A 22,629-nucleotide genomic window follows, 5' to 3' on the forward strand; every position below is an offset into this window, starting at 1 on the left:
CCGGGGGTCCGGCACGCTGATGCTAGCCGCAGGTCTCCGCCCGTGGCGAGCCCGGGCCGTATCGCGCCCACCTCACCGACGGGGGCGGTCAAGGACCTCGTTGGTCACGACGGCGTCGGTGACGGCTGCGGCGGCTGCGGCGAGGTCGGCTGCGGAGCAATGGTGATCGTGCCGTGCTCGAAGTCGGCGTGCTGGGTGCCGTCCGGGTCGGTGACCACGTCGGAGACCGGGTAACCCCACGTGCCGGTCTCGGCGCCGTCGGTCTTCCACTGCGCCAGCACCGGACCGGCGAGGACGTGGCCGGCCCCTCCGCCGACGGACCAGACCTCGCCCCCGGTGAAGACCTGGAAGACCCCGCGTGCGTCGGCCCCGGTGCCCTGGTCGGCCGTCGGGTAGCCCAGCGACCCGCTCTCGGCGCCGCGGGCCACCCAGACGGGCAGGGCCATGCCGCGCACCACGCACGGGACCGTGGCCGGGCTGTCGAGGATGACGCCGCCGACGAAGACCTGGCGCCACGACCCGTCGGACCTGGTCGTGCGGTTGCCCTTGGGGTAGCCGAGGACGCCCTTCTCCCGGGAGAGCTTGACCCACTTGCTCATCGCGTCACCGTGGACGACGGACAGCGGGGTGGACCTGCTCCGGCAGATGACACCCTTCTGGAACGTCTGCGCCCAGCCGGAGCCGTCCGGCTGGTTGGTCTGGTCGGCCGCCGGGTAGCCCAGCACCCCCTTCTCGCGGCCGTTGTGGACCCAGGTGGTGAAGGCGTCGCCGTGCGTCTCCGCGAGCGCGGTGGTGGCGGTGTCGCACACCGCGCCCTTCTCGAAGACCTGCAGCCATGCGCCGCTCGCGCCCGGGATCCGCTCGCTGGTCGGGTAGCCGAGCGCACCCGTGGGGCCGCCCCGTGCGCGCCACTTGGTCAGGGCGGCACCCGAGACGGCCCGCGCCCCGTGGGCCTGGGTCCAGTAGATCGAGCCGTGCTGGTAGTTGACGTACCTCCCCTTGCCGTCGCCGACCGCCCGCTCGGGACCGGTCGAGCCGCCAAGGTAGGAGCCGTTGGCACCCAACGCGTTGTAGCGGGTCAGGATCGGCCCGCAGCCCTGCTCGCAGGGCGCGCTGTGCTCGGCGGTCCGGTTGTCCACCAGGGTGGTCGTCGAGCAGTTGTCCCACTTGTATGGCGGGACACAGCTCACCACGCGGCAGGCGACACCCCCGCTGCACCGGACCTGGGTGTTGCACTGGCCGTAGCGGAACGCGTTGCAGCAGTGCCGGCGCTGGTCGCAGGTGTGGGTGGAGCCGGAGCACCGGCAGGACCAGCAGCGGCTGTCGCAGATGTGGTCCCCCGCGCAGCCGGTGCTGCACGAGGTGCACGTGGCGTTGCAGTCGACGATGTATCGGTAGCCCCCGCAGCACCAGGAGGAGTCGGCGGCCTTCCACCAGCCGGCGCTGAACGTGCCGGGCGGGCACGCGTTGACGCCGTTGTTGACGGTGCAGCAGAAGACGGTCCAGCCAGCGGAGAACGTGTTGCCCGGACCGCAGATGGTGGCGTAGGCGTCCTGGGCCTTCAGGACGTAGTCCTTCGGCGCGACGGCCAGGGCCGAGCCCATGACCGCGGTCCGCACGAGGAACCCGCGCCGGGTGAACCGGCCGAGCGCGCGGGAGACCCGGTGGACGAGGCGGACGCTGCCGCCGGCCGGGCTGGTGGCCTGCTCCAGGGTGGTCAGGACGTTGCTCATCGGTGCTTCCATCCGCTCTCGACGCCGAGCTGGGCGACCTTGCGCTCGGCCTTCGGGACCACGGCCATCCGTCGGGAGTGGCTGCCGAGGACGACGAACAGGCAGAACGCCCGGTCGCCGTCGGTGAAGAAGTGCTGGGCGGCGCTGCGCCCGCCGAAGACCCGCTGCAGCCGGGCCGGGGAGAACTGCGAGGGCGCCAGGCGCGGCATGCCCCGCGGGGCGAACAGGCCCTGCCCGGCCAGCTCGGGGTCGAACTCGACCAGGGAGATGAAGATGTCGTTGCTGCCGAGCAGGTCCACCGCGCCACTGCCCAGGTCGCCGCGGTCGGCAGGCAGCGGCCGGGTGCTGGCGTGCAGGATCGGCAGGGTCTGCTCCCCCGGCGCCGCCGTGCGTTTGAAGATGCGGTGGTCCCAGCCGTCGCCGACGGTCACCGACAGACCGTGGTTGCGCAACCTCATGACAGCACCCCCTCGACGGCGACGGCGGCCAGCACCAGGGCGGCCGCCGCCAGCGTTGCCTGCGCCAGCCGGTCGGCCGGCGTGGCCCAGCGCTCGAGGCGCCGGAAGACGCGGTAGAGGCCCGACCGGTCGTGGACCCGGGCGAGCAGCGGCACCGGCAACGCACGGACCAGGCCGAAGAGACCGCCGATCGCCAGACCGGCGCGCAGGTCCCCGCTCCACGCGGCGAGCAGCACGGTGGCATAGACCGTGGCGCTGGTGATGATCGTGACGACGCCGAAGCCGAGCTGGGTGCCGAAACCCACGCCATACACCCAGCCGCGGTAGCCGGAGAGCCAACCCTCGTCGACCTGGCGGCGCCAGCTGGGCAGGCGGCGGCCGCCGACGCCCCGGTCCAGGAGCAGGCCGAGGGCGATGAGGGCGACCAGGACCATTGCGGCCCAAGGCGACTGGCGCGCGGCGACGGGCAGCAGGGAGCCGAGTGCGGCCGCGAGCAGACCGAGGGCCAGACCCCCGGCGAGGGACCCGAGCAGGTAGGCGACGACCGTCACCGACCAGCGGGTGGCGCGTGCCCGTTCACCGAACGGGCTGATGCTGGAGAGCATCGACTCGCCTCAAGGCGACCAGGTCGAGCGCACCGCGGCGACCGCGGCCATGGGCAGGCCCAGGGCCAGCGCGGTGGCGAGGGGGCTCATGGGCGGTCGGCCTCCGCGGCGCCGGAGGTGGTGCCGGCCGTGACGCCGCCGGTGGTGTCCGGCGGCTCGTACATGCTCGTGTGGCCGGGGTGGATGCCGGCATGGAGCAGCTCGCGGTCGATACGGGCGAGGTCGTCGCGGTCGCCGGACCCCTTGTCCCACGGGCCTTTCCGGCCGGCCTTGCGGCGCGCCTCGGCGGTGTCGTCGACGGCCTGGCCCATGAGGTCGACGACCTGAGCCCACGTCGTCGAGGAGCCCTCGCCGGTGATCTGTCCGTCCTCGACGTAGACGAAGTAGGGCGAGCCGGGGACGCCGTAGTCGGTCCACGCGGCGGAGGACTGCACGACGTCGAGGCTGTCGCCGGCGAGCTGGCGCAGCCGGGTGACGCTCTCCTCCTCCGGGCCCTTGGTGACGACGACGAGCCGGGCACCGCCGGGGATCGCGGTGTCGCCGCCGGAGAGCTCCTCCCAGAACGTCGCGCACACGCTGCACCCGCTGGAGAGGAACGCGACCAGGGTGCGCCGGTCCTCACCCGTGACGGGGATCGCGACCTCTTCGTCGCGCAGCGTGCTGCCGATGATCTCGGAGGCCTTGGTGTCCGGCGCTCGGGTGTTGGGCACGACGCCCTGCTCGAGCTGGACCGGCACGGGGCCGGAACCGTTGTGCTGGCTGGACTTCCCGCCGTCGGTCTCGAGCTCGAGGCCGGCGCCGAGCTCGTGCAGCGCCTTCATGATGAGCGCGTGGCTGCGCAGCAGGCCCAGGACCAGCACCGCGAGCAGCGCGATGGCGACTCCCTCGGCGACCACGACGGCGAGCATCGGCTATCCCTTCTGCGGGGCGGGTTGGGCGGTCTGCTGCCGGCCGCGGACCGCGGCAGGGGTGGTGGTCGGCAGCACGGCCATCATCAGCCAGGCGAGGAACGCGACCAGCGCGGCATACCCGAGGATCACCAGCGGGTATGCCGTGCCGGTCACCACCGACTGTCCGTCCGCGGCGAGGGCGGTCCACGCGCTGGCCGCGGCCAGCGCGGCGGTGACGAGCAGGTGGGCCTTCGTCGGCGGGGTGTCGGGCTTGCCGAAGCAGCCGCACGAGTCCAGGACTCCCCCGCGGCTGAGCGCCAGGGCCACGAAGCCGCTGAACACGAGGTAGGCCAGGGTCACGAGCCCGGCGGTCACGGGGCCCGGGCGGACGAAGCCGGCGACCCCCAGGACGACCTCGGCGGCAGCCAGCAGCCGGATGCGCTGCCGACCCGCCGGGAGGCCGACTGAGCGGATCGCACGCACCAGCGGCAGGGGGTCTCGCAGCTTCGGCAGCCCGGCGGCCACGAGCAGTGCGCAGGCCGCGAGGTAGGGCCCGGCGAGGAGATCCCCCATGGTCGGAACCGTAGCCGCCGCGCTCCACGGCGACCGCGCGAAATGCGGAGATTTCACGATTCTCCGTCAAATTGGTGGCGCAGGGCGTCGGCAGATTCGGCACGGCGCGTCCGGGGGTCCCAGCAATCCGTTCCCACGGCGGCACTCGAAGGGCGACCATAAGGCGATCGAACGCATGGGCGCGCGGCGCATCCGACACCACGGGGGAACAAAGGCCCGGCCGCGACCGTGTGAACGCAACGAGGCGGGAGGTTGCCGTGCTTGAGCAGTACAGAGACGAACCCCAGCATTGGTTCGTCAGGGACTCAGGATCAAGGGTCTTCCATCATCTCGACTACGACCGCCCCGAGTTCGATCACGCTCTATGCGGACACGCGTTTCGGGAGATCCTCTCGGAGGTGACGCTCCGACCGACCAGGGTCTGCCGCGCGTGCCAGGAACGCCTCCCCCAACACGAACTCAAGTGGTGGCAGGCACGGGCCGAAGCTGAGTCGGAGGAGCACGCTGACACACGACGAGCCCTACGCAGCGCTCGCGGACGCGCGACGTGGGCCGGACGCCGGCTGGCGGCAGCTGAGACTGAAGTGGAGCGGCTCGGGGCCATCGAAGAAGAGCTCGCCGCAGCCAGAACGGAACTTTCCCGCAAGCGCGAAAGAGTCGAGCACCTCAGGCAGGAGGTGAAGAACCTGACGACTGCCCTGACCAGGCTGAAGGCGGCCAGCTCGAGGCAGGAACGCGTCGCAGCAAGCGCGTCCCCGGGTCGGCCTCGACGGCGCCGGGTCGCTCCGCAGCCGCGAACAGGGGTCAAGAAGCACTTCTATCCGGTGGAGGGCGCCCCGTTCACGCCCAAGATCGTGTCTGGTGGGCTTCCCGGGCAAGGCAAGCGACGCTGACGAGATCCGAGTGTTCACCACACGCGCTCAGGTGAGCGGGCGGCATACCGGCGTATGAGGTGTCAGGGGGTGGGCAGCGAGGGGGACGTCGTGCTCGGGGTGACCGACCCGCCCGGGCTGGTGGTGCTGCCGCTCGTCGTCGTCCGGGTGGTGCTCGTCGGGCTCGGCGTCGTGATGGTGGCGCCCGTCGAGGTGGGCGACTCGATCCGGGTCGTGGTGCTCGTGTGGGTGGCTGTGGGCTCGCGGGTCGGCGTGGCCGTGCGGGTCCGGGTGGGGGCGACCGGGACCACCGTCGCCGGGGTGACCGGCGTGCTCGCGGGTGAGCCCACCGGTGGCGGGCGGACGAGGACGTAGACCGTCAGGGTGACCATGAAGATGGCAAGCAGGACCCAGGTCGAGGTGCGGATGGCGCGCAGGTGGGACATCAGTCGGTGCCGGAGCCGCTCTGGGTGCTCGTCGGGGTGTTGACGCCGGTGCTGACGCCGGTCGGCTCGGCGGTGTCGAGCTCGGTGGAGACGCTGATGCCCTCGCGCAGCAGGCCGACCGCGATCCGGGCGCGCAGGGCGCGGCCGACGTCGAACTGCTTGCCGGGCAGCGTGCGGGCGACCACCCGGATCTGGACGTGGTCCATGTCGATGCTCTGCACACCCATGATCGCCGGCTCGTCCAGGAGGAGCTGGTTCAGCGACGGGTCGTTGAAGGCCTCCTCGCCGATGCGGTGCAGCAGCTCGCTGACCCGGCTGACGTCGGAGGTGGCCGGCACCGGGACGTCCACGACGGAGCGGGCCCAGTCGCGGGAGAGGTTGGTGACCTGGGTGATCTGGCCGTTGGGCGTGATGACGACCTCGCCGTCGGCGGTGCGGATCGTGGTGATCCGCAGGGTGACGTCCTCGACCGTGCCGATCGCCGGGTCGGAGATGCCGGGGGCGTTGAGGCGGATGAGGTCGCCGAAGCCGTACTGCTTCTCGGTGATGATGAAGAAGCCGGCGAGCAGGTCCTGCACGACACGCTGGGCGCCGAAACCCAGGGCGACGCCGGCGACCGCGGCGGGCGCGACCAGGCCGGTCACCGGCACGCCGAGGCGCTGGGCGATGCCGACCGCGGTGGCGCAGTAGATGATCACCAGGATCGTCCAGGTGATGACCTGGACCAGGGCGTGACGGTGCTTGGAGGCCTCGGAACGCACCAGGGAGTCGGTCTCGGCGGCGCTGGCGTCGATCCGCTCGGTGATCCGGTTGCCCGCCCAGGTGGCGAAGCGGGTCAGCAGCATCGCCCCGGTCACCAGGAGCACGATCTCCAGACCGCTCCTGCGCACCCAGAGCCAGAAGTCGGTCAACGGCTGGACGTTGGAGAACATTGCTGTCCATGGTCGCGCGCCCGGGCGTGGTTGACCACCACTGCTGCCGGCCACGCACGCGGGCCCCGCCGGCCGAGCAGTCGTTACTCGAAGGGCAGCAGGTCGGTCAGGCGCAGGAAGACCTGCAGCTTGTAGGTCGCGCCGTGGGCTGCGGCCGCCTTCTGGAGCTGGGTGGCCGTGTGCGGGTCGGCGTTGTGGACGACCAGTCGGTCGGCCTGCTGCTCGTCGAAGGCGCGGCGGACGAGGTCACGGGCGAACTCCGGGGACGCCTCGTTGACGTCCCACAGGTCGACGCGGGCGCGCTTGCAGCGGAAGCCCTCGACGCCGGCGATGTGGACCAGGGCGAGGCTGGTGGCCTTGACCGTCGACCACTCCGGCGCGCGCCACGTCCTGATCTCGTTGACTGCGGTCGCGCCGTGCTTGCGCCAGTCCTTGGCTACGGCCGTTGCCGTTGTGCCGTAACGACTCCAGCCCTTGACGGCAGTCAGCGCCGCAGCACCGTGGCGCTGCCACTGGGCGACGTTCACGGGGGGCAGGGCGGGGATCCGGCCGCGGAGTGTCGACTTCCAGTCCGTGGGTGTCGCCGTCATGGACGCCAAGGGTAGATGTGCCCCATATGTCCGGATCACCGGGGGCTCGGGTCGCAGGGGTCCCCCGTTCGGTGGCCGCTTCTCACCTCCGTGGGTGAGGTGGCGCCCGCCGGGTCGGACCTAACCTCGGCGCATGGTGGCACGACCTCTGGCGGTCGTCGGCGGGGTGGCCCTGACCTTGGCGATGTGCTGCGCAAGCCAGGTCGCCGACCCGGCCGCCCGGGCGGTGACCAGCCCAGCACGGGCCGTGACCACGCCGGTCTGGGCCGCACCACTGACCTCCCCAGGCCGGGTGCCGCACGCCGGGCCGCACAGGACGGCGGCGCCACCGCTGCGGCTGGACCCGCACTGGCGGATCACGCGGCTCGGCGCCGAGCACGCGATCGAGGGATGGGCCGACCGCACCAGCATCCTGCCGGGTGAGCCGGTGGGGTTGCACGTCTCGACCGTGGCCCCTCGCTGGTCGGTGACGGCGTTCCGCATGGGCTGGTACGGCGCCGTGGGCGGGGCCCGTGTCTGGCACGCGAGCCGGCTGCCCGGCATACAGCGCGCGGCGAGCTCCGTTGACCCTGCGACCCACACGGTCCAGACGGACTGGCCGACCTCGCTCTCCCTGCCCACCGCCGGCTGGCCGCCGGGGGCCTACCTGCTGCGGCTGGACAGCGCCGCGGGGCAACGGTTCGTCCCACTCACGGTGCGCTCCCCCGACACCACGGGCCGGATCGTGCTGGTCGACGGCGTGACCACCTGGCAGGCCTACAACCAGTGGGGCGGCTACGACCTCTACCACGGGCCGGGCGGCACGGCCGACTTCGCGAACCGGTCGCGGATGGTCACCTTCGACCGGCCGTATGACGGGGACGGGTCGGGGCAGTTCCTCAAGCTCGACCTGCCCACGATCGCCCACGCCGAGCGGCTCGGGCTGCCGCTGGCGTACGCGACCGACATCGACCTGCACGCGGTGCCGACGTTGCTGACCGGCGCCCGGGCGGTGGTGACGTTGGGCCACGACGAGTACTGGTCGACGGCTATGCGCAGCGCCGTGACGCGGGCCCGGGACGCGGGCGTCAACGTGGCGTTCCTGGGCGCGAACGCGGTGTTCCGGCACATCCGGTTGGGGCCGACACCCTTCGGTCCGGACCGGGCGGAGGTCAACTACAAGGCGCCCTCGGACCCGCTGCGCGGTGTGGACGATGCGGAGGTCACCGTGAACTGGCGCGAGCCGCCGGTCCCCCGGCCGGAGAGCGAGCTCACCGGCGTCTTCTACGAGTGCAACCCGGTCAGTGCCCCGATGGTGGTGACGGACCCGGGCAGCTGGCTGTTCGCCGGGACGGGGGCCACGGCCGGTCTCCAGCTGCCGCACCTGGTCGGTCCGGAGTACGACCGGGTCAACCCCGGGGTGCCCACACCGGCCGGCATCGAGGTGCTCACCCACTCGCCGGTGACCTGCCGCGGCGTTGACAGCTTCGCCGACAGTGCCTGGTACACCGTGCCCTCCGGCGCCGGGGTGTTCGCCTCCGGCAGCAACTGGTTCACCTACGGCCTGCCCGAGGCCGGGGCGACCGGGACGACCGCCCGGGTCGTCGGCGGTGAGCTGACCAACCTGCTGCGGGCCTTCGCCGCCGGGCCTGCGGGGCTGGCGCACCCGTCGAGGTCAAACCTGGCGGGGCTGCACGCGTTCGCCGGCGACCCGGTGGCCCGGGCATACGGCCAGTGACCGTTCGAGTCAACGTGAAAGGCGTTGCAGGACCTCGGTGACGGCGTCCGGCGCGGCGAGCATCACCAGGTGACCGGCACCCGGTATCACCACGACGTCGTGGGTGCGCAGGCGTGCGGCGGTCGCCATCGCGCTGGCCCGGTCCATCTGCGGGTCCTTGCTGCCGTAGACGACGGTGGCCGGGAGGTGGATCTGTCGCTCCTGGGCGTAGGTCAGGCCGATCAAGGGCTGGCGCAGGATGGCCTTGAGGGCGCTCTCGGCGCCCGGCACGCGCAACGGCGTGAGCCACTGGTGCGGGTCGAAGGCGGGGCAGGTCGGCCCGCACGCGCTGCGGTAGGCACGCTCGGGCAGGCTGGTGTGCCGGGTGACGATCCGGAGCAGGCTTGTCGCGTACGGGTCGACGAACAGCCGGTGGACCCAGCCGGGACCGACCCCGTAGGGAGTGCCGTCCCCGTCCATGAACACGACGCGCCGCGCTGCTGCGGGGTCGAGACGGGCCACGTCGCCGACGATCGCCGCGCCGCTGGAGTGCCCGACTAGCACCGGCGCGCTGTGGTGGGCGGTGTCGAGGTGCAGGGCCGTGAGGAACGCGCGCAGCTGGGCGGTGTCCCCGGCCAGGGTGTAGGGACCCCGGCGCTCGGTGTAGCCGAAGCCGCGCACGTCCAGGGCGTAGACCCGGAAGTCCTCGGCGGCCAGCTGCGGACCGACGCGGTCCCACACCGCCGCGGACTCCATGAACCCGTGCACCAGCACGATCGGCGTCCCGCGGTCGCCCCACTGCTCGTAGTGGGTGCCCAGGCCTCCGGCGTGCACCATGTGGCCGTGGGTGTCCAGCGGCGGGACCGGCATGGTGTCGGCGCTGGTCCAGTCGTAGGTTGCGGCCGCCACCGTGACCACGACGAACGCGCCGAGCGCGGCGAGCCCCACGCGCCCCAGGACCCGACGCAACCCCACTGTGCTTCTCCCGTCAGCAGATCCAGCCCTGAACGCCCTGCGCCACTATCGGCGGTGACCGGGCTCCTAGCCAACCCGGATCTGGCCGCCCACGACGTGGACGGGGATGCTCGACAGCGGAGCCGGGGGTGGCCCCTGGAGCACCTGACCGGTGCGGCCGTCATACACGCCACCGTGGCAGGGGCAGAGGAACTGCACGCTGGAGGGGTCGTACTGGACCGGGCAGCCGGCGTGGGTGCAGACCGCCGAGAAGGCGACGACCTTGTCGGCGGCGGTGTGGACCGCCCAGCCGGGGTTGCCGTCGGCGGGGTTGGTGAACGACACCGCGTGGCCGACCGGCAGGGAGGACAGCGCTCCCACCGCCGTGGTTCCCGAGGACGAACCCGCGGTGGGGCTGGGAGCCGACGGGCCGGCGGTGGCCGGTCCGGGCCCGGCCACCTTGCTCACCCCTCCCACGGCGCGGCCGACCATCGCCGTGAGGGCGGCCACCAGCGCGGCCACGGTCGCCACGGCGCCCGCGGCCGCGCCGCCCTTGACCACGGCGCGCCGCCCGATCTCGTGGCGGACCTCCGGGCGCAGCTGCTCCTCGACGGGGAAGACCGGGCAGCCGGCCAGGCGCGTGCACTGCCCGTCCGCCGCGAGCCCGCACTTGCCGCCCCGCGCGCACAGCTGGCGCAGCCGGGGCACGCTCACCGGCACGACCGCCGGCTCGGGGCGCAGCCCGAGCTCGCCGCGGGCGCGATCCCGCAGCCACGCGTCCAGGCTGAGCACTCCCCCGGCGCCGAAGGCGAGCAGGACCGACCAGGCGAAAACGAAGACGATGTCGGCGCCGACGTAGTAGGGCGTGGTGTTCCAGCTGACCGTGAGGAAGAACGTCAGCGCCAGCAGCGCTCCGCCCGCGGCCGCGGCCCGGGCCCACAGGCCCAGCAGGGTGGCCACGCCGACGAGAAGCTCGCCGGTGGCGATCATCAGCCCGACCAGCGCCGGGGCGTGCAGCGACAGGGCCAGCAGCGGCCCGATCGGGCTGCTGTGCTGAAGCACCGTCATCTGGTGCACGACCGAGGTCGGGTCGTTCGCGTCGAAGAACCCGGGGTTGGCGAACTTCTGCAGCGCCGCGTACGTGAAGGTCAGCCCGAGGAACACCCGCAGCGGCAGGATCAGCCAGCCCGGCTTGTCCCGCACGCGCTGCCAGAGCGTGCGCGGGCGGAGCGTGCCCGGCCCGAGCTGGTCGCGATCCAGGGCCCGGGCTCCACGGAGCGGTGTGCGCGCCACACCCCGCAGGATGCGGCCGTTCGCTGGGAGCCACGTCAATGGCGGCTGTGAACGACCGGTCTGGGACGTTGCGCCCTACCCGCCTCCTCCCGGTTCTTCGAGAGTGAGGTCAGGCGGACCCGGCTCCGGGCTGCCGCCCCGGGGGACCATCGAGGGAGGAATCACTCATGAAGGCACTCGTCTACCACGGACCCGGCCAGAAGGCGTGGGAGGAGGTCCCCGACCCGGTGATCATCGACCCGACCGACGTCATCGTCCGGGTCGAGACCACGACGATCTGCGGCACCGACCTGCACATCCTCAAGGGCGACGTCCCCGCGGTGACCGACGGGCGCATCCTCGGGCACGAGGGCGTCGGCACCGTGACCGAGGTCGGCTCGGCGGTCTCGAGCGTGGCGGTCGGCGACCGGGTGATCATCTCGTGCATCAGCGCCTGCGGGGCGTGCTCGTACTGCCACCAGGGTCTCTACGCGCACTGCCTGGCCGAGGAGGGCGCCAGCGGGATCGGGTGGATCTTCGGGCACCTGATCAACGGCACGCAGGCCGAGCTGGTGCGGGTGCCGTTCGCGGACAACTCGGTCTACAAGGTCCCCGAGGGCGTGAGCGACGAGGCTGCGGTGATGCTGTCGGACATCCTGCCGACAGGATTCGAGATCGGCGTGCGCTACGGCCGGGTGAAGCCCGGCGATGTCGTCGCCGTCGTGGGGGCCGGCCCGGTCGGGCTCGCGGCGATGATGACGGCGAACCTGTACGGCGCCGCGCGGATCATCGCCCTCGACCTCGACGCCAACCGGCTCGACCAGGCCCTGACCTTCGGCGCGACCGACACCGTGGACAGCGGCGCCGCCGGGTGGGAGGAGCGGGTGAAGGCGATGACCGACGGGATGGGCGTCGACGTCGCGATCGAGGCCGTCGGCATCCCGTCGACGTTCGAGGCGTGCACCAGGATCGTGCGGCCCGGCGGGTCCGTGGCCAACGTGGGGGTGCACGGCGCTCCCGTCCAGCTGGCGTTGCAGGACCTGTGGATCATGGACCTGTCGATCACCATGGGTCTGGTCAGCACCTCGACCACGCCGATGCTGTTGAAGCTGGTGGCCCAGCACAAGCTCGCGGCGGAGAAGTTCGCCACCCACCACTTCGGCTTCGACCAGATGATGGAGGCCTACGACACCTTCGGCCGGGCGGCCGAGTCCAAGGCGCTGAAGGTGGTCATCCGCCGCTGAGGCGGGGTGTGCAGGGGCACCGCGGCGGGCGCGCGCACTAAGGCGTCCTACGCGTCGTCAGGGTCTGGACGTGCGTTGTCACCCGCACCGGCTCGGCCTCCTCGACGTAGCGGCAGAGTGCGTTGACCGCGCGCAGCTGCTCGGGGGTGTGCACCTCGGCGTTGAGCAGCTCGGGGCTGGCGACGACGAGGCTCAGTGCCTTGGCCCGGGACAGCGCGACGTTGAGCCGGTGCAGGTCGTAGAGGAAGTCCACGCCGCGGGGTGCCAGCGCCGCGCTCGAGCTGGCCATGGAGTAGATGACCACCGGGGCCTGCTGCCCCTGGAACTTGTCGACCGTGCCCACCCGTATGCCGTCCGGCAGCAACGCGCGCAGCGTCGCCACGTGCGCGTTGAAGGGGGCGACGACGAGGACGTCCTCGGTGGTCAGCGGCTTGGTCACGCCGTCGGGGTCGGTCCAGCAGCGCCCGAGCAGGTCCTCGATCAGCGCCTCGACAACGCCGACCTCCTCGGGGCTGGTCGCCTCGCGACCGAAGTGCTCGACCGGCACCCAGCGCAGCCCCGACCCGGAGAGCGGCCCCTGCCCCGAGATCGCCTGCCGTTCGCGGTGGGGCGCCGACTCCAGGCGGCCGTCGTACGAGAGCTCGGAGACGAACCGGGTGACCTCGGGGTGCATCCGGTAGGTCGTGCCGAGGAACACGCCGCGGTCGGCGGGCACGGTGTCGTGCTCGCCGATGAGGTGCTCCAGCGCGGAGACGCCCGCGCCGTAGGGGTGGGTGGCCTGGGTCGGCTGGGTGAGCTGCTGCGGATCGCCCAACAGCACAAGGGACTTCGCGGCCGAGGAGACGGCGACGGCGTTGGCCAGGGAGAACTGGCCGGCCTCGTCGATGACGAGCACGTCGACGGCCTCGCGCATCTCCGGGCGCGCCCAGAGCCAGGCCGTGCCGCCGAGCAGCTGCACCTGGCCGCTCGCGAGAGCATCGGCTGCCTCGCCGTTGTCGGCGATGAGCCGGACGTCGCCGTCGAAGGGATCGTCCTCGGGCACCTCGGAGACCTTGTGCATCGCCGGCTCGCCGACCTCGGTGAGGACGTGGCGGATCACCGCGTGCGACAGGGCCGTGACCCCGACCTTCTTGCCCGCGTCGAGCAGGGCGCGGATGAGGTGCGACGCGGCATACGTCTTGCCGGTGCCGGGCGGCCCCTGGACCGCGAGCACCTCCCCCTTCAGGCCTTTGCCGACCCGGACGACGACGTCCTTGGGCGCCTCCCCCGGACGCGCGGCCAGGAGCTCCGCCGGCGGCACGACCCCGCGGACCAGCCGAGCACCCATGGAGTCCTGCCCCGCGATCAGGTCGCGGCCGACGTCGGCGATCGACTCGCGCAGGACCTTGTCGTTGATCGGACCGGGCGGGCCGAAGCCCCGCACGGGCGCGGGCTCCTTCCTGACCCCGATGGACAGCTCGATCCAGCCCTCGACCGGGTCGTAGTCGCAGACCGTGCCGATGCCGGCCTGGGTGTCGACGTCGTGGGCACGGTCGCCGATCCGCAGCTTGCAGTCCTGCGGCGGGAACGGGTAGCGCCAGATCCGCGAGGTGACCCGGCCGGTCTTGCTGAGCACGTCGCGCACGGCCTCGGGCTCCCCGGGCGCGCCGATCGCGGTGGCGTCGTCGATGAGCTGCTCGGTGTCGAGGTCGCGGTAGCGGAAGAACTCCCACCAAGCCGGCCGCGCCTCGCGCCGGTGCCAGCCGACGCAGCCGGCGAGCAGGTCGTGCCCGGCGTCGAGCAGCTCCTCGGCGAGCGCGGTCTCGGCGCGCTCCTCCTCGGAGACCTCCTTGGTCTCCGGCGGTTGCGGGCGGGACAGCGTGTGACCGGCACCTGCCAGCTCGTCACGCCGGGCCTCCAGCCAGCGGTGCAGGTCGTGGGTGGAGCGCACGTCCTCGCGGTTGTAGTCCGCGATCGCCTCGAGGATCCCCTCACCGCCCTCGACCAGCCAGCGTTCGTACTCGATGACCGAGCTCAACGCATCGGCGACCTCGTCGCCCTCCCCGTGGCGGGTGTGGCCCCAGTAGAAGTCCTCGAGCTTCTTGATCGAGTAGGACGGCTTGCTGATCCGCACGCCCTGGCGCACCACGGCGTAGAGGTCGACGAGCCGCTCCCCGCGCAGCAGCTGGTCGAGCTCGGCCTCCCGGCTGCCGTGCCGGCTGGTCAGGCGCGCCAGGGCCGTCCGCTCGTAGGGCGCGTAGTGGTAGACGTGCATGTCCGGGTCCCCGGCCCAGCGGCGCATCAGCTCGTCGACGAGGTCCTCGGTGAGCCGCTTCTCCTGCTCGAAGTCGTGCGCCCAGAACGTCGTGAACGTGCCGGCGTTGTCCCAGATCCCGGCGAGGTACTCCCGCCCCGCGCCGCCCTCGGCCCACGGGTCGCCCTCGAAGTCCAGGTAGACGTCGCCCTTGCTGGGCGCGGGCAGCCGCTGCAGCCCTCGCCCCGGCTCCGGCACGAGCAGCTCGTATGCCGGGTGGTCACCTTCGCGCTCGGCCAGCTGGAGGCGCGCCTGCTGGTGCACCCGGGCGGCGGTCTGCCGGCTGAGGGCGCTGGCCACCTGCTCCGGCGGCGCGGTGGCCAGGGCCTTGAGCGTGGTGATCCCGTGCTCGCGCAACGCTTCCCGCTGGTCGGCACGCAGCCCGGCGACCTGGACGAGGTCGTCGGCGGCCGTCCACTCCTGCTCGCAGTGCTCCTGCCAGCGGCACTGGACGCACTGGGCGACGGGCGCGGGCTCGGTGGCGGGCTGCTCCTCGATGGCGGCCAGCAGCGCGGCTCGGCGCAGCCGCGCATACGGGGCGACGTCGACCAGCCGCCACGGGTGCTCGGCCTTGTCGCCGGTGACGACGACCAGGTGGCGGGGGGCCAGACCCTGCAGGGTGGTGAGCCGCTCGGCATACGTGGCCATCTGCAGCAGCGCCGGCACCTTGAGCCGGCGGGCGAGCTTGGTGTCGGCGATGTCGTAGGACCAGTCGCCGAGGTCGCTGGGCCGCTCGGTCCGGACGAGGAAGTCGGCGTAGCCGACCCAGACCCCGTCGAAGAGCGTGGCCTGGTAGATGACGTCGACGCCATCGCGCATGGCGCGCAGCGTCTCGATCTCGGCGAGCTGCCGGTCGGCCGTGCGGGCGATCTCGACGACCTCGAGCCCCCGGTCCCGCAGCTCCTGGAGGTAGCCGGCCTCGTGGGCGTTGCCCTTGGCGAAGATGAGGTTGAGCGCGTCGTCGGGGCCCTTGGCGCGCGGGCCGCCGTCGCCGAGCGCCCCCAGGTCGAGGGTGGTGATGTGCGGGCAGGCGACGTGCTTGGTCAGGTCCGTGGGGCTGAGCACCAGCTGGCCGTCGACTCGCTGCATGGCCCGACCATGCCACAGGGCTCGGACAGACCTGCCGGTCCAGCCCTCGACCTGCGTGGTCAGCCCTCCGCCGCCGCCCACCCGGTGGCGGCGACGACGCGGCAGACGAGCACCCGGTGGAAGGGGCGCTCGGCGTACTGCGGGACGGTCTCGGCCAGCCGCGCGGCCAGGACCTCGGTCAGCGACTCCGGCGGGTCGGGCACGTGCTCGAGCTCGGCCCGCACCCACCACAGGCGCGACCAGTTCTCGGCGTCCCAGTGCTCGACCAGCAGCGCGCAGCGCGGGTCGGCCACCAGGTTGTCCTCCCGCTGCAACCGCGAGGATGCCTTGGGCTTGACGGCGTCGATGGGGATCCCGACATGGCCCTCGGCCACGGCGTAGATCACGGGCACGGGGTCGGGGCCGCGCCGCGGGTGCATCGTGCACAGGACGCCGTGGACGTTCGCGGTGAGCCGGGCCTGCGCCTCCTCGGCGCCCAACCTCATCGCGGCGCTCCTGCCGTTGCCGCCGCGCAGCGAGGGTGCCGCGAGCGCGCGCGGACCGTCGCTGCCGGCGTGTCTCCGATGCCGGACACCAGCAGGCCAGAACCCAGCAGCGGCAGGACATCCGTCACGGACTCGACTCTGCCACCAACGGTGGGTCGACGCTGGACCCGTCGCGGCTGCTGGCCAAGCGGTGCCGGCAACGCCGAAGCCCGCGCGCGACAGGCCCGTCGGCGGATTTGCCCCGATATTGCCGCATTCAGGCCATAGACTCCCGCGACGTTCCGGTTCGATCTCATCGCCGGTGGCACACAAGGGGAAGGTGTCTGACTCATGAGCGACCGTTTCGACGCGCGCGCGTCCCTCGAGGGCGCGTTGGAGAAGGCACTGGTGATCCAGCAACCCCTGGTCGCCAAGCACGTGGAGCGCATGAAGGCTTCTCGTCCCGGCTGCAACCCGGCCGAGATCGTCCGCGCCCTGGAGAAGCAGTTCATGGCCACGCTCTCCGGGAGCGGGGCCGCCGTCGGTGGCGCCGCTCTCGCCCCGGGGGTGGGCACGGGCGTCTCCCTCGCGCTGTCCGCCGGGGAGACCATGACGAGCCTGAACGCCACGGTGCTCTACATGCTTGCCGTCGCGGAGGTGCACGGAGTCCCCGTCCACGAGGTGGAGCGCCGCCGGACATTGATGCTGGCCATCCTGCTGGGCGACAGCGGCACCAAGTTCGTCCAGAAGGCGACGGAGAAGACCGGCGCCCACTGGGCCAACCAGATCATCACCAAGATCCCGATGAGCCAGATCAACCAGATCAACAAGGTCCTCGGCCCCCACTTCATCACGAAGTACGGCACGCGGCAGGGCGTCCTCGTCCTGGGCCGGGTGCTCCCCCTGGGCATCGGCGTGGTCATCGGCGCCGGCGGCAACCTGGTCGTGGCCCGATCGATCGTGGCCGCCACCCGCAAGGCCTTCGGCGAGCCGCCGAGCGACTTCGTCACCGCGACGGCAGCCCCCGACGGCCATGTCCCGGAGCTCGTGGTCGAGGCCGCAGACTCGTAGCGCGCACTCACGCGCCGGGTCTCGGAGTGAGACCCGGCGCGTGAGCTGTTAAGGCGGTGTGACCGTTCAGACCAGCGCGGGAGCGGGGCGACCGGTCGAGCGCATCGCTCGCACCGTGGCGACGCCGGTGACGGCAACCCGCGTGACCACCATGGCCAACGCCATGAGGATGAACGCGGAGGTCCAGGCGTCGGCGCCGGTGATCTGGTGGGTCATCGAGAACTGCCCGACCTGCCGGCCGAACCAGTGCTCGGCGCCGTAGGCGAACGCCACCCGGCCGCCGATGACGGCGACCCACAGCGCGGCATACGTGGCACCGGCCCGCATCACGAGGCGACCGCTGCCGTCGCGGCCGACCCGCACGAGCATGCCCGCGACGACGCCGAGCACCGCGCCGAGGCCGACGCCGGCGAGCTCGAGGTCGAGGTCGTGGCCCACGGTCGGCACGTCGCGCAGGAAGGCGGCTGCCGCGACTGCCACCAGAAGCAGGGGGAGGACGAAGCGCTGGCGGGTGACCCGGCGGGTGCCGAGGTTGGCCCACAGCACGAAGGCGAGGAGGCCGGCGTTCAGGAGGTACTGGGTGGTGCTCATCAGGGGGTCCTTCCGGGGAGTCAGGCGGTGGTGATCGGTTCGATGACGACGCTAGGGACGCCCGCCCGCCGTGCCATCGCCGCTGGGGTGGAACTCCCGCCCGCCGCCTCTCCACCCACGGGTGGACGGACTGGCCCGCGGCTCCACTCCTGAACCGATGTCGCACCGACCTGCGCTGTCCTACGTTGCTGTGTGTCAGAGGCCGCCCGCGGCCGACCACCCCGCGCCCGAAGGAGCCCGCCCGCATGTCCGACCAGGTCAGCGACCGGCTGTATGCCGTGGTGCTGGCTCCCGTCGACCGCCTCCGGTATGCCGGGTGGCCGGCTGACACGCCCCCTGCCCCCGGGAGCACGCCGTGAGCGGCACCGCCTTCGGGGCCTCCGGCCCGGACACGCGCCGCTGGCTGGTCATCGCCGGCTGGGCCACCGCGGGGATCGTCGCGGTGTCTGCGCTGACCAGCGAGCTGCCCACCGCGCCCGGCACCCGGGCCGCCACGGTCGCCCTCACGGCGCTGGGCCTGGTCCTGTGGTGCGTGGCGCTGGTGCCACGGCTGCGCATCGTGTCGTTGCTGACCCTCACCCTGCTCGGCGCCGGCCTGTGCGGCGCCGTCCTCAACCTCATCGACCCGGGCGGCCAGGGGTTCGTCCTGGCCTACATGGCCGTGGCCGGCATCGGCCTGACCCTGCCCCGCCGACGGGCGGTGTGGGTGGCGCTCGTGGTGGCCGTGGCCACCGCCGTTGCCGAGGCGACGAACACGCCCCACCCCATCCCGGCGGCGCTGACCATGCTCGCGGGAATGGCGGCGTTGTTCCTGGCCACGCTGTTTGCCGGCGCCTCGCGCGACGCCCAGGCGCAGGCGCAGGCGCTGCTGGAGCAGGAGGCAGCCACCCGGGCGGCCCGCGAGGAGGCGGCCGTGCTCGGCGAGCGCGCCCGGCTGGCCCGCGAGCTGCACGACGTCCTGGCGCACACCCTGTCCGGGCTGGCGGTCCAGCTCGAGGGCGCCCGACTTCTCGCTGAGCGCACCGGCGCCGACCCGAGGCTGGCCGAGCAGGTCGCCAACGCCCAGAAACTGGCCCGCGACGGGATGGCCAACGCCAAGCGGGCGGTGGCGACGCTGCGCGGCGACGCCCTGCCCGGGCCGGCGCAGGTGCCGGACCTCGTCGAGCAGGCGCGTTTGTCCGGACTGCCGGCCACCCTGACCGTCGTCGGCAACCCTCGGCGGCTGCCGGCCGAGTCCGGGCTCGCGGTCTACCGCGCCGTGCAGGAGGGGCTCACCAACGCCGCGAAGTACGCCGGTCACGGCGCCTCCGCCACGGTGACGCTCACCTGGGCCGACGATTCCCTGACCGCCGAGGTCGTCGACTCCGGCGGTGACGGCGCCACCGCCGACCTGCCCTCCGGCGGCTACGGCCTGGCCGGCCTGGCCGAGCGCGCAGCGCTGGCCGGCGGCCGCCTGGACACCGGACCCACCACCGACGGGTGGCGAGTCGCGCTGACCATGCCGCTGCCCGCGGATACCCCTGCTGTTGCTGACGACTCCCCCGACGCCAAGGAGGCCCTCCGATGACCACCGCGCAACCGTTGCGGGTGCTGGTCGCCGACGACCAGAAGGTGGTCCGTGACGGGCTCGCCATGATGCTCGGGCTGCTCGACGGCATCGAGGTCGTCGGCACCGCGGTCGACGGCGAGGACGCCGTGCGGCAGGCGGTCGCGCTGGACCCGGACGTGGTGCTGATGGACCTGTCCATGCCCAACGTCGACGGGGTGGAGGCGACGCGGCGCCTGTCTGACCTGGGCGCGCGGGCGCGGGTGGTGGTGCTGACGACGTATGCCGACGACGACTGGGTGTTCCGCGCGCTGCAGGCGGGGGCGCGGGGGTTCCTGACCAAGGACGCCGGCGCGGCCGAGATCTCCGAGGCGATCACGACGGTGGCCTCCGGGCAGGCGCAGCTGGACCCGTCGGTGCAGCGCCGGCTGCTCGAGGCCCTGGCGTCGGGGGCTGCGCTCGGGGTTTCGTCGGGCACTGAGGCGGCCGCGGTCGACGACGGGCTGACCGCGCGCGAGGAGGAGGTGCTCACCGAGATCGCGGCCGGGCACTCCAACGCCGAGGTCGCGGCCCGGCTGTTCGTCTCCGAGGCGACGGTCAAGACGCACGTCAACCACCTGCTGGCCAAGACCGGCTGCCGCGACCGGGCGGCGCTGGTGGCGTACGCGTTCCGCACCGGGCGAGCCTCGGTATGACGCGCCGCCTCCACCCGTGGGTGGAGGCGGCGTTGGCGCAGATCCACTCTGGCGTCGATGTCTGCGCAGGTCAGCGTCCCTAGCGTTCTGGGCATGACCTCTTCTGCCTCGCCGCTCCGCCCGGCTACCCCGTCAGTTGCCGTCGCCTCCCCGCCCGTGCGCCCGCGTGGCGTGGACCGGGCGCTGGTCCTCTTCTTCGTCTTTGCCTACCTGCTGCCGTGGTCGGTGTGGGGCAGCCGGATCGCCCAGGAGCACGGGTGGATCGGCTGGCACCTGCCCGGCGGTGCCGCGCTGTGGACCCTGGTGCCGGTGACCGTCACGGCTGTCGCGCTGACCGGTGGGCGGGCGGGGTTGGTCGACCTGCTGCGCCGGATCACGCGCTGGCGGGTGGGTTTCTCATGGTGGCTGGCGGCGGTCAGTGTGCCGCTCGGTTTGTCGCTGGGTGCTGTCGGGGCGGACCTGCTGACGTCCGGGCGGACGCACTTGGGCTCGACGATGTCACTGCCTGCTGCGCTGTCCTACCTGCTCGTCGGGCTCGGCCTGTTCCTGCTGACCGAGGAGGCGGCGTGGCGCGGCTTCGCCCTCCCCCGGCTGATGCGGCGGTTCTCGCCGCTGGTCGCGAGCTTGGTGCTCGGCGTGGTGTGGGCGTTCTGGCACGCGCCCCTGTTCCAGCTGGCCGGGGAGCATGACTCGGCGATCCCGTTCTGGGGCTTCGCGATCATGACCGTGGCCACGAGCGTGATCACCGCCTGGCTGTATGTCGGGACCGGCGGCAGCGTGCTGCTCTGCGCGATCTTCCACGCGGTTACCGACGCGGCGTACTCCTACGTCGGGATCGTTGGCCACGACCACCACGCCTTCTGGGCGGCCGTCGTCCTCGAGGTGCTGCTCGCCGTCGGGCTGAGCCTCCGCTGCGGCCCGTCCCTGCGCGGCACGGGTCAGGGCGTGCTGGCCGCGAGGGCCGGTGCCGGGACGTCGGCCGGCTGAGTCAAGCCGCTCGCGCGGCTGAGCCAAGCGATGCACCCCAGCGCCGTGGCCTCGCGCCCTGCCTCCCGCCGATCGGTCGTCCTATCATTCCCCGCGACCGCCGCACCTGGAGAGACGTTGGGGACTGACACCGTGATCGAGCCACCCGCCCCGACGCAGATCGACGCGTTGCAGGCCGCAGAGCTCAACGCGGCGGCGTGGATGCGGCATTGGGGCCACCCCGACGCGGCCGTCACGGGCGGCGGAGCCGACGGTGGCGTGGATGTCCGGTCAGCCACGGCCGTCGCTCACGTGCAGTTCGGGGCGGCCGAGGTCGACGCGCCTGCCCTCCTGCGCCTGGTCGGCCCGCGCCGCTTTGACCGGCCCCCGGCGGTGTTCGTCTTCACCAGCGCCGGTTACGCACGGCGCGCTGTCGACTACGCCGACACGAGAAACGTCGCCTTGTTCACGTACGGCCATGACGGGTCGATGCACGCCGCCAAACGCCGTTGCATCAGTCGTTCAGGACCGCGCCCGGAACGCTGACACGTTCCCCGTGGACGAGGTGGCGCGCTGGGCTGCCGCCGTCCAGGAGCACAACGCGGCCACGACCGCAGCCAACGCGGGATTCGTGCGCCGCAACGGCTGGCTGGCTTGCTCCACGGTCTGCATGGTCGTAGCCATCGTGATGGGCGTGCGGGCCGCCGGCCTAGCGACTCCGACTTCCGGCGAGCAGCCTGCTGGCTGGGGGCCCGTCCTCGGGTATCTCGCCGTGAGCCTCGCGTCCTTCCTGCTCTGGAGCCGCCAGTCGCGGCGTCGAGCGACGCTGGCCGCCACCATCGGCAGCACCCCCGAACCAGGCCCGATGCCCCCGGCTGCTCGGGCGGTCGTCCGGGAGATCCCCGGGGTCCGGCTGGAAGCACCACCCAGGACAGGATCAACGCCATCAAGCGGTTGCGCACCACGGTGCCGGGGCTTGGCATGGCCGAAGCGAAAGCGCTCGTGGACGCCGCGGTCGGCGAAATGGACACCCCCCACCTGCGGTAGCGCCAGGGCCAGGTTCCCCACGATCCCTCAAGACTCGACAAAGCCGCAGGTCAGCCGACTGCTGCGTCCCTACGCTCGAATCATGACGACCGAGGGGGCGGCGACCGACGCGGAAGGGAATGCCCGTCCGGACGTCATCCAGCTTCGGTACGCAGGCAAGTGCCGGTGCGGGGTGAGTCTGGACCGGGGCGAGCGTGCTGGTTATGACCGCACGGCGCGACGAGTCGTGTGCCTGGCGTGCATGGCCGACCGCCAGGCCGGTCGGGTCGACCCGGGCACGCTCGCCGCTGAGGTCCCGGGCCCTCCCCTCCCGGGCACAGCCGGTGGCTCGGCGAGAAGCGAGTTCGACCGCCGCGCAGCCAAGCGGGCCGAGCGTCTGGCGCAGCGCAACCGTTTCATCCGCTTCGCCGCGGCGTTCACCAGCGAACCCCAGTCCACGACCGCCTGGGCGACGGGCGCCGTTGGCGAGGAGGTCGTCGCCCGGACGCTGACGGTCCTTGCCGACCGTGGAGTCCTGACCCTGCACGACCGCCGGATCCCCGGCCGGCGCAGTGTGGTCGGTCAAACAATGACCATCCAACGGTCACGATGACATTCCCGAG

At 72.5% G+C, this 22,629-nt stretch carries 21 protein-coding genes; 9 read left to right on the plus strand and 12 right to left on the minus strand.

Annotated elements, in window-relative coordinates; genetic code table 11:
- Positions 1–104: 104 nt before the first annotated feature.
- From AC3ANM_RS04715 to AC3ANM_RS04735, 5 genes are all read right to left on the minus strand, one after another.
- A complete protein-coding gene (locus AC3ANM_RS04715) occupies positions 105–1,733 on the minus strand; it encodes a twin-arginine translocation signal domain-containing protein (RefSeq protein ID WP_488286986.1) in 1,629 nt (542 codons plus the stop codon).
- Positions 1,730–2,191: a hypothetical protein gene (locus AC3ANM_RS04720; protein ID WP_488286987.1), complete on the minus strand. Its 462-nt coding sequence runs from the start codon at positions 2,189–2,191 to the stop codon at positions 1,730–1,732. Before AC3ANM_RS04720 ends, AC3ANM_RS04715 begins: the two co-directional genes overlap by 4 nt.
- A complete protein-coding gene (locus AC3ANM_RS04725) occupies positions 2,188–2,796 on the minus strand; it encodes a hypothetical protein (protein ID WP_488286988.1) in 609 nt (202 codons plus the stop codon). Before AC3ANM_RS04725 ends, AC3ANM_RS04720 begins: the two co-directional genes overlap by 4 nt.
- Positions 2,797–2,882: 86 nt before the next feature.
- Positions 2,883–3,704, minus strand: coding sequence for a hypothetical protein (locus AC3ANM_RS04730; protein WP_488286989.1), 822 nt, complete (start codon positions 3,702–3,704; stop codon positions 2,883–2,885).
- Between the two features lie 3 nt (positions 3,705–3,707).
- On the minus strand, positions 3,708–4,259 hold the full coding sequence (locus AC3ANM_RS04735; protein WP_488286990.1) for a MauE/DoxX family redox-associated membrane protein: 552 nt from the start codon (positions 4,257–4,259) through the stop codon (positions 3,708–3,710).
- Between the two features lie 962 nt (positions 4,260–5,221).
- Between AC3ANM_RS04735 and AC3ANM_RS04740 the strand changes: the two genes are divergently transcribed.
- Positions 5,222–5,506, plus strand: coding sequence for a hypothetical protein (locus AC3ANM_RS04740; protein ID WP_488286991.1), 285 nt, complete (start codon positions 5,222–5,224; stop codon positions 5,504–5,506).
- Positions 5,507–5,576: 70 nt separating this feature from the next.
- Here AC3ANM_RS04740 and AC3ANM_RS04745 read toward each other — a convergent pair whose 3' ends face one another.
- Both AC3ANM_RS04745 and AC3ANM_RS04750 read right to left on the minus strand, forming a co-directional pair.
- Entirely contained in the window at positions 5,577–6,509 is a 933-nt protein-coding gene (locus tag AC3ANM_RS04745; protein WP_488286992.1) for a mechanosensitive ion channel family protein, read from the minus strand.
- Positions 6,510–6,592: 83 nt separating this feature from the next.
- A complete protein-coding gene (locus tag AC3ANM_RS04750) occupies positions 6,593–7,099 on the minus strand; it encodes a hypothetical protein (RefSeq protein WP_488286993.1) in 507 nt (168 codons plus the stop codon).
- Between the two features lie 133 nt (positions 7,100–7,232).
- Here AC3ANM_RS04750 and AC3ANM_RS04755 point away from each other — a divergent pair, with 133 nt between their 5' ends.
- Positions 7,233–8,816, plus strand: a complete 1,584-nt coding sequence (locus AC3ANM_RS04755) for a N,N-dimethylformamidase beta subunit family domain-containing protein (protein ID WP_488286994.1) — start codon at positions 7,233–7,235, stop codon at positions 8,814–8,816.
- 9 nt (positions 8,817–8,825) lie between these two features.
- Here AC3ANM_RS04755 and AC3ANM_RS04760 read toward each other — a convergent pair whose 3' ends face one another.
- Both AC3ANM_RS04760 and AC3ANM_RS04765 read right to left on the minus strand, forming a co-directional pair.
- A complete protein-coding gene (locus AC3ANM_RS04760) occupies positions 8,826–9,770 on the minus strand; it encodes an alpha/beta fold hydrolase (protein ID WP_488286995.1) in 945 nt (314 codons plus the stop codon).
- A 66-nt stretch (positions 9,771–9,836) separates the two neighbouring features.
- Entirely contained in the window at positions 9,837–11,042 is a 1,206-nt protein-coding gene (locus AC3ANM_RS04765; protein ID WP_488286996.1) for a TQO small subunit DoxD, read from the minus strand.
- A 167-nt stretch (positions 11,043–11,209) separates the two neighbouring features.
- Here AC3ANM_RS04765 and AC3ANM_RS04770 point away from each other — a divergent pair, with 167 nt between their 5' ends.
- Positions 11,210–12,265, plus strand: a complete 1,056-nt coding sequence (locus AC3ANM_RS04770; RefSeq protein WP_488286997.1) for a zinc-dependent alcohol dehydrogenase family protein — start codon at positions 11,210–11,212, stop codon at positions 12,263–12,265.
- Positions 12,266–12,302: 37 nt separating this feature from the next.
- On the opposite strand, the gene AC3ANM_RS04775 is transcribed toward AC3ANM_RS04770, so the two are convergent.
- Together AC3ANM_RS04775 and AC3ANM_RS04780 are read right to left on the minus strand one after the other, a co-directional pair.
- Positions 12,303–15,647, minus strand: a complete 3,345-nt coding sequence (locus AC3ANM_RS04775; protein WP_488286998.1) for a TM0106 family RecB-like putative nuclease — start codon at positions 15,645–15,647, stop codon at positions 12,303–12,305.
- 59 nt (positions 15,648–15,706) lie between these two features.
- Complete coding sequence (locus tag AC3ANM_RS04780) at positions 15,707–16,132, minus strand: PNPOx family protein (protein WP_488286999.1); 426 nt, start codon at positions 16,130–16,132, stop codon at positions 15,707–15,709.
- A gap of 330 nt (positions 16,133–16,462) precedes the next feature.
- On the opposite strand from AC3ANM_RS04780, the gene AC3ANM_RS04785 reads away from it, so the two are divergent.
- Positions 16,463–17,182 carry a hypothetical protein gene (locus AC3ANM_RS04785; RefSeq protein ID WP_488287000.1) on the plus strand — a complete coding sequence of 240 codons (720 nt, stop codon included), beginning with the start codon at positions 16,463–16,465 and terminating at the stop codon, positions 17,180–17,182.
- A 66-nt stretch (positions 17,183–17,248) separates the two neighbouring features.
- Here AC3ANM_RS04785 and AC3ANM_RS04790 read toward each other — a convergent pair whose 3' ends face one another.
- Complete coding sequence (locus AC3ANM_RS04790; RefSeq protein WP_488287001.1) at positions 17,249–17,773, minus strand: hypothetical protein; 525 nt, start codon at positions 17,771–17,773, stop codon at positions 17,249–17,251.
- 355 nt (positions 17,774–18,128) lie between these two features.
- On the opposite strand from AC3ANM_RS04790, the gene AC3ANM_RS04795 reads away from it, so the two are divergent.
- The 5 genes from AC3ANM_RS04795 to AC3ANM_RS04815 all read left to right on the plus strand — a co-directional run bounded on the left by AC3ANM_RS04795 (position 18,129) and on the right by AC3ANM_RS04815 (position 22,619).
- Entirely contained in the window at positions 18,129–19,340 is a 1,212-nt protein-coding gene (locus AC3ANM_RS04795; RefSeq protein WP_488287002.1) for a sensor histidine kinase, read from the plus strand.
- Positions 19,337–20,014: a response regulator gene (locus AC3ANM_RS04800; RefSeq protein WP_488287003.1), complete on the plus strand. Its 678-nt coding sequence runs from the start codon at positions 19,337–19,339 to the stop codon at positions 20,012–20,014. Before AC3ANM_RS04795 ends, AC3ANM_RS04800 begins: the two co-directional genes overlap by 4 nt.
- A gap of 93 nt (positions 20,015–20,107) precedes the next feature.
- Positions 20,108–21,001 (plus strand): CPBP family intramembrane glutamic endopeptidase, encoded by an 894-nt coding sequence (locus tag AC3ANM_RS04805; RefSeq protein ID WP_488287004.1) that lies wholly within the window; start codon positions 20,108–20,110, stop codon positions 20,999–21,001.
- Between the two features lie 132 nt (positions 21,002–21,133).
- Positions 21,134–21,526 carry a hypothetical protein gene (locus AC3ANM_RS04810; protein ID WP_488287005.1) on the plus strand — a complete coding sequence of 131 codons (393 nt, stop codon included), beginning with the start codon at positions 21,134–21,136 and terminating at the stop codon, positions 21,524–21,526.
- 583 nt (positions 21,527–22,109) lie between these two features.
- Positions 22,110–22,619, plus strand: a complete 510-nt coding sequence (locus AC3ANM_RS04815) for a hypothetical protein (protein ID WP_488287006.1) — start codon at positions 22,110–22,112, stop codon at positions 22,617–22,619.
- Positions 22,620–22,629 lie beyond the last annotated feature (10 nt).

This window comes from Oryzihumus sp. JJN4-3R, assembly GCF_057747915.1.

What these genes read in the sequence shown, in the direction of transcription:
- AC3ANM_RS04715 (WP_488286986.1), bottom strand. Translation starts at nt 1,733, where the DNA reads ATGAGCAACGTCCTGACCACCCTGGAGCAGGCCACCAGCCCGGCCGGC.
- AC3ANM_RS04720 (WP_488286987.1), bottom strand. Translation starts at nt 2,191, where the DNA reads ATGAGGTTGCGCAACCACGGTCTGTCGGTGACCGTCGGCGACGGCTGG.
- AC3ANM_RS04725 (WP_488286988.1), bottom strand. Translation starts at nt 2,796, where the DNA reads ATGCTCTCCAGCATCAGCCCGTTCGGTGAACGGGCACGCGCCACCCGC.
- AC3ANM_RS04730 (WP_488286989.1), bottom strand. Translation starts at nt 3,704, where the DNA reads ATGCTCGCCGTCGTGGTCGCCGAGGGAGTCGCCATCGCGCTGCTCGCG.
- AC3ANM_RS04735 (WP_488286990.1), bottom strand. Translation starts at nt 4,259, where the DNA reads ATGGGGGATCTCCTCGCCGGGCCCTACCTCGCGGCCTGCGCACTGCTC.
- AC3ANM_RS04745 (WP_488286992.1), bottom strand. Translation starts at nt 6,509, where the DNA reads ATGTTCTCCAACGTCCAGCCGTTGACCGACTTCTGGCTCTGGGTGCGC.
- AC3ANM_RS04750 (WP_488286993.1), bottom strand. Translation starts at nt 7,099, where the DNA reads ATGACGGCGACACCCACGGACTGGAAGTCGACACTCCGCGGCCGGATC.
- AC3ANM_RS04755 (WP_488286994.1), top strand. Translation starts at nt 7,233, where the DNA reads ATGGTGGCACGACCTCTGGCGGTCGTCGGCGGGGTGGCCCTGACCTTG.
- AC3ANM_RS04770 (WP_488286997.1), top strand. Translation starts at nt 11,210, where the DNA reads ATGAAGGCACTCGTCTACCACGGACCCGGCCAGAAGGCGTGGGAGGAG.
- AC3ANM_RS04775 (WP_488286998.1), bottom strand. Translation starts at nt 15,647, where the DNA reads ATGCAGCGAGTCGACGGCCAGCTGGTGCTCAGCCCCACGGACCTGACC.
- AC3ANM_RS04780 (WP_488286999.1), bottom strand. Translation starts at nt 16,132, where the DNA reads ATGAGGTTGGGCGCCGAGGAGGCGCAGGCCCGGCTCACCGCGAACGTC.
- AC3ANM_RS04785 (WP_488287000.1), top strand. Translation starts at nt 16,463, where the DNA reads ATGAGCGACCGTTTCGACGCGCGCGCGTCCCTCGAGGGCGCGTTGGAG.
- AC3ANM_RS04790 (WP_488287001.1), bottom strand. Translation starts at nt 17,773, where the DNA reads ATGAGCACCACCCAGTACCTCCTGAACGCCGGCCTCCTCGCCTTCGTG.
- AC3ANM_RS04800 (WP_488287003.1), top strand. Translation starts at nt 19,337, where the DNA reads ATGACCACCGCGCAACCGTTGCGGGTGCTGGTCGCCGACGACCAGAAG.
- AC3ANM_RS04805 (WP_488287004.1), top strand. Translation starts at nt 20,108, where the DNA reads ATGACCTCTTCTGCCTCGCCGCTCCGCCCGGCTACCCCGTCAGTTGCC.
- AC3ANM_RS04815 (WP_488287006.1), top strand. Translation starts at nt 22,110, where the DNA reads ATGACGACCGAGGGGGCGGCGACCGACGCGGAAGGGAATGCCCGTCCG.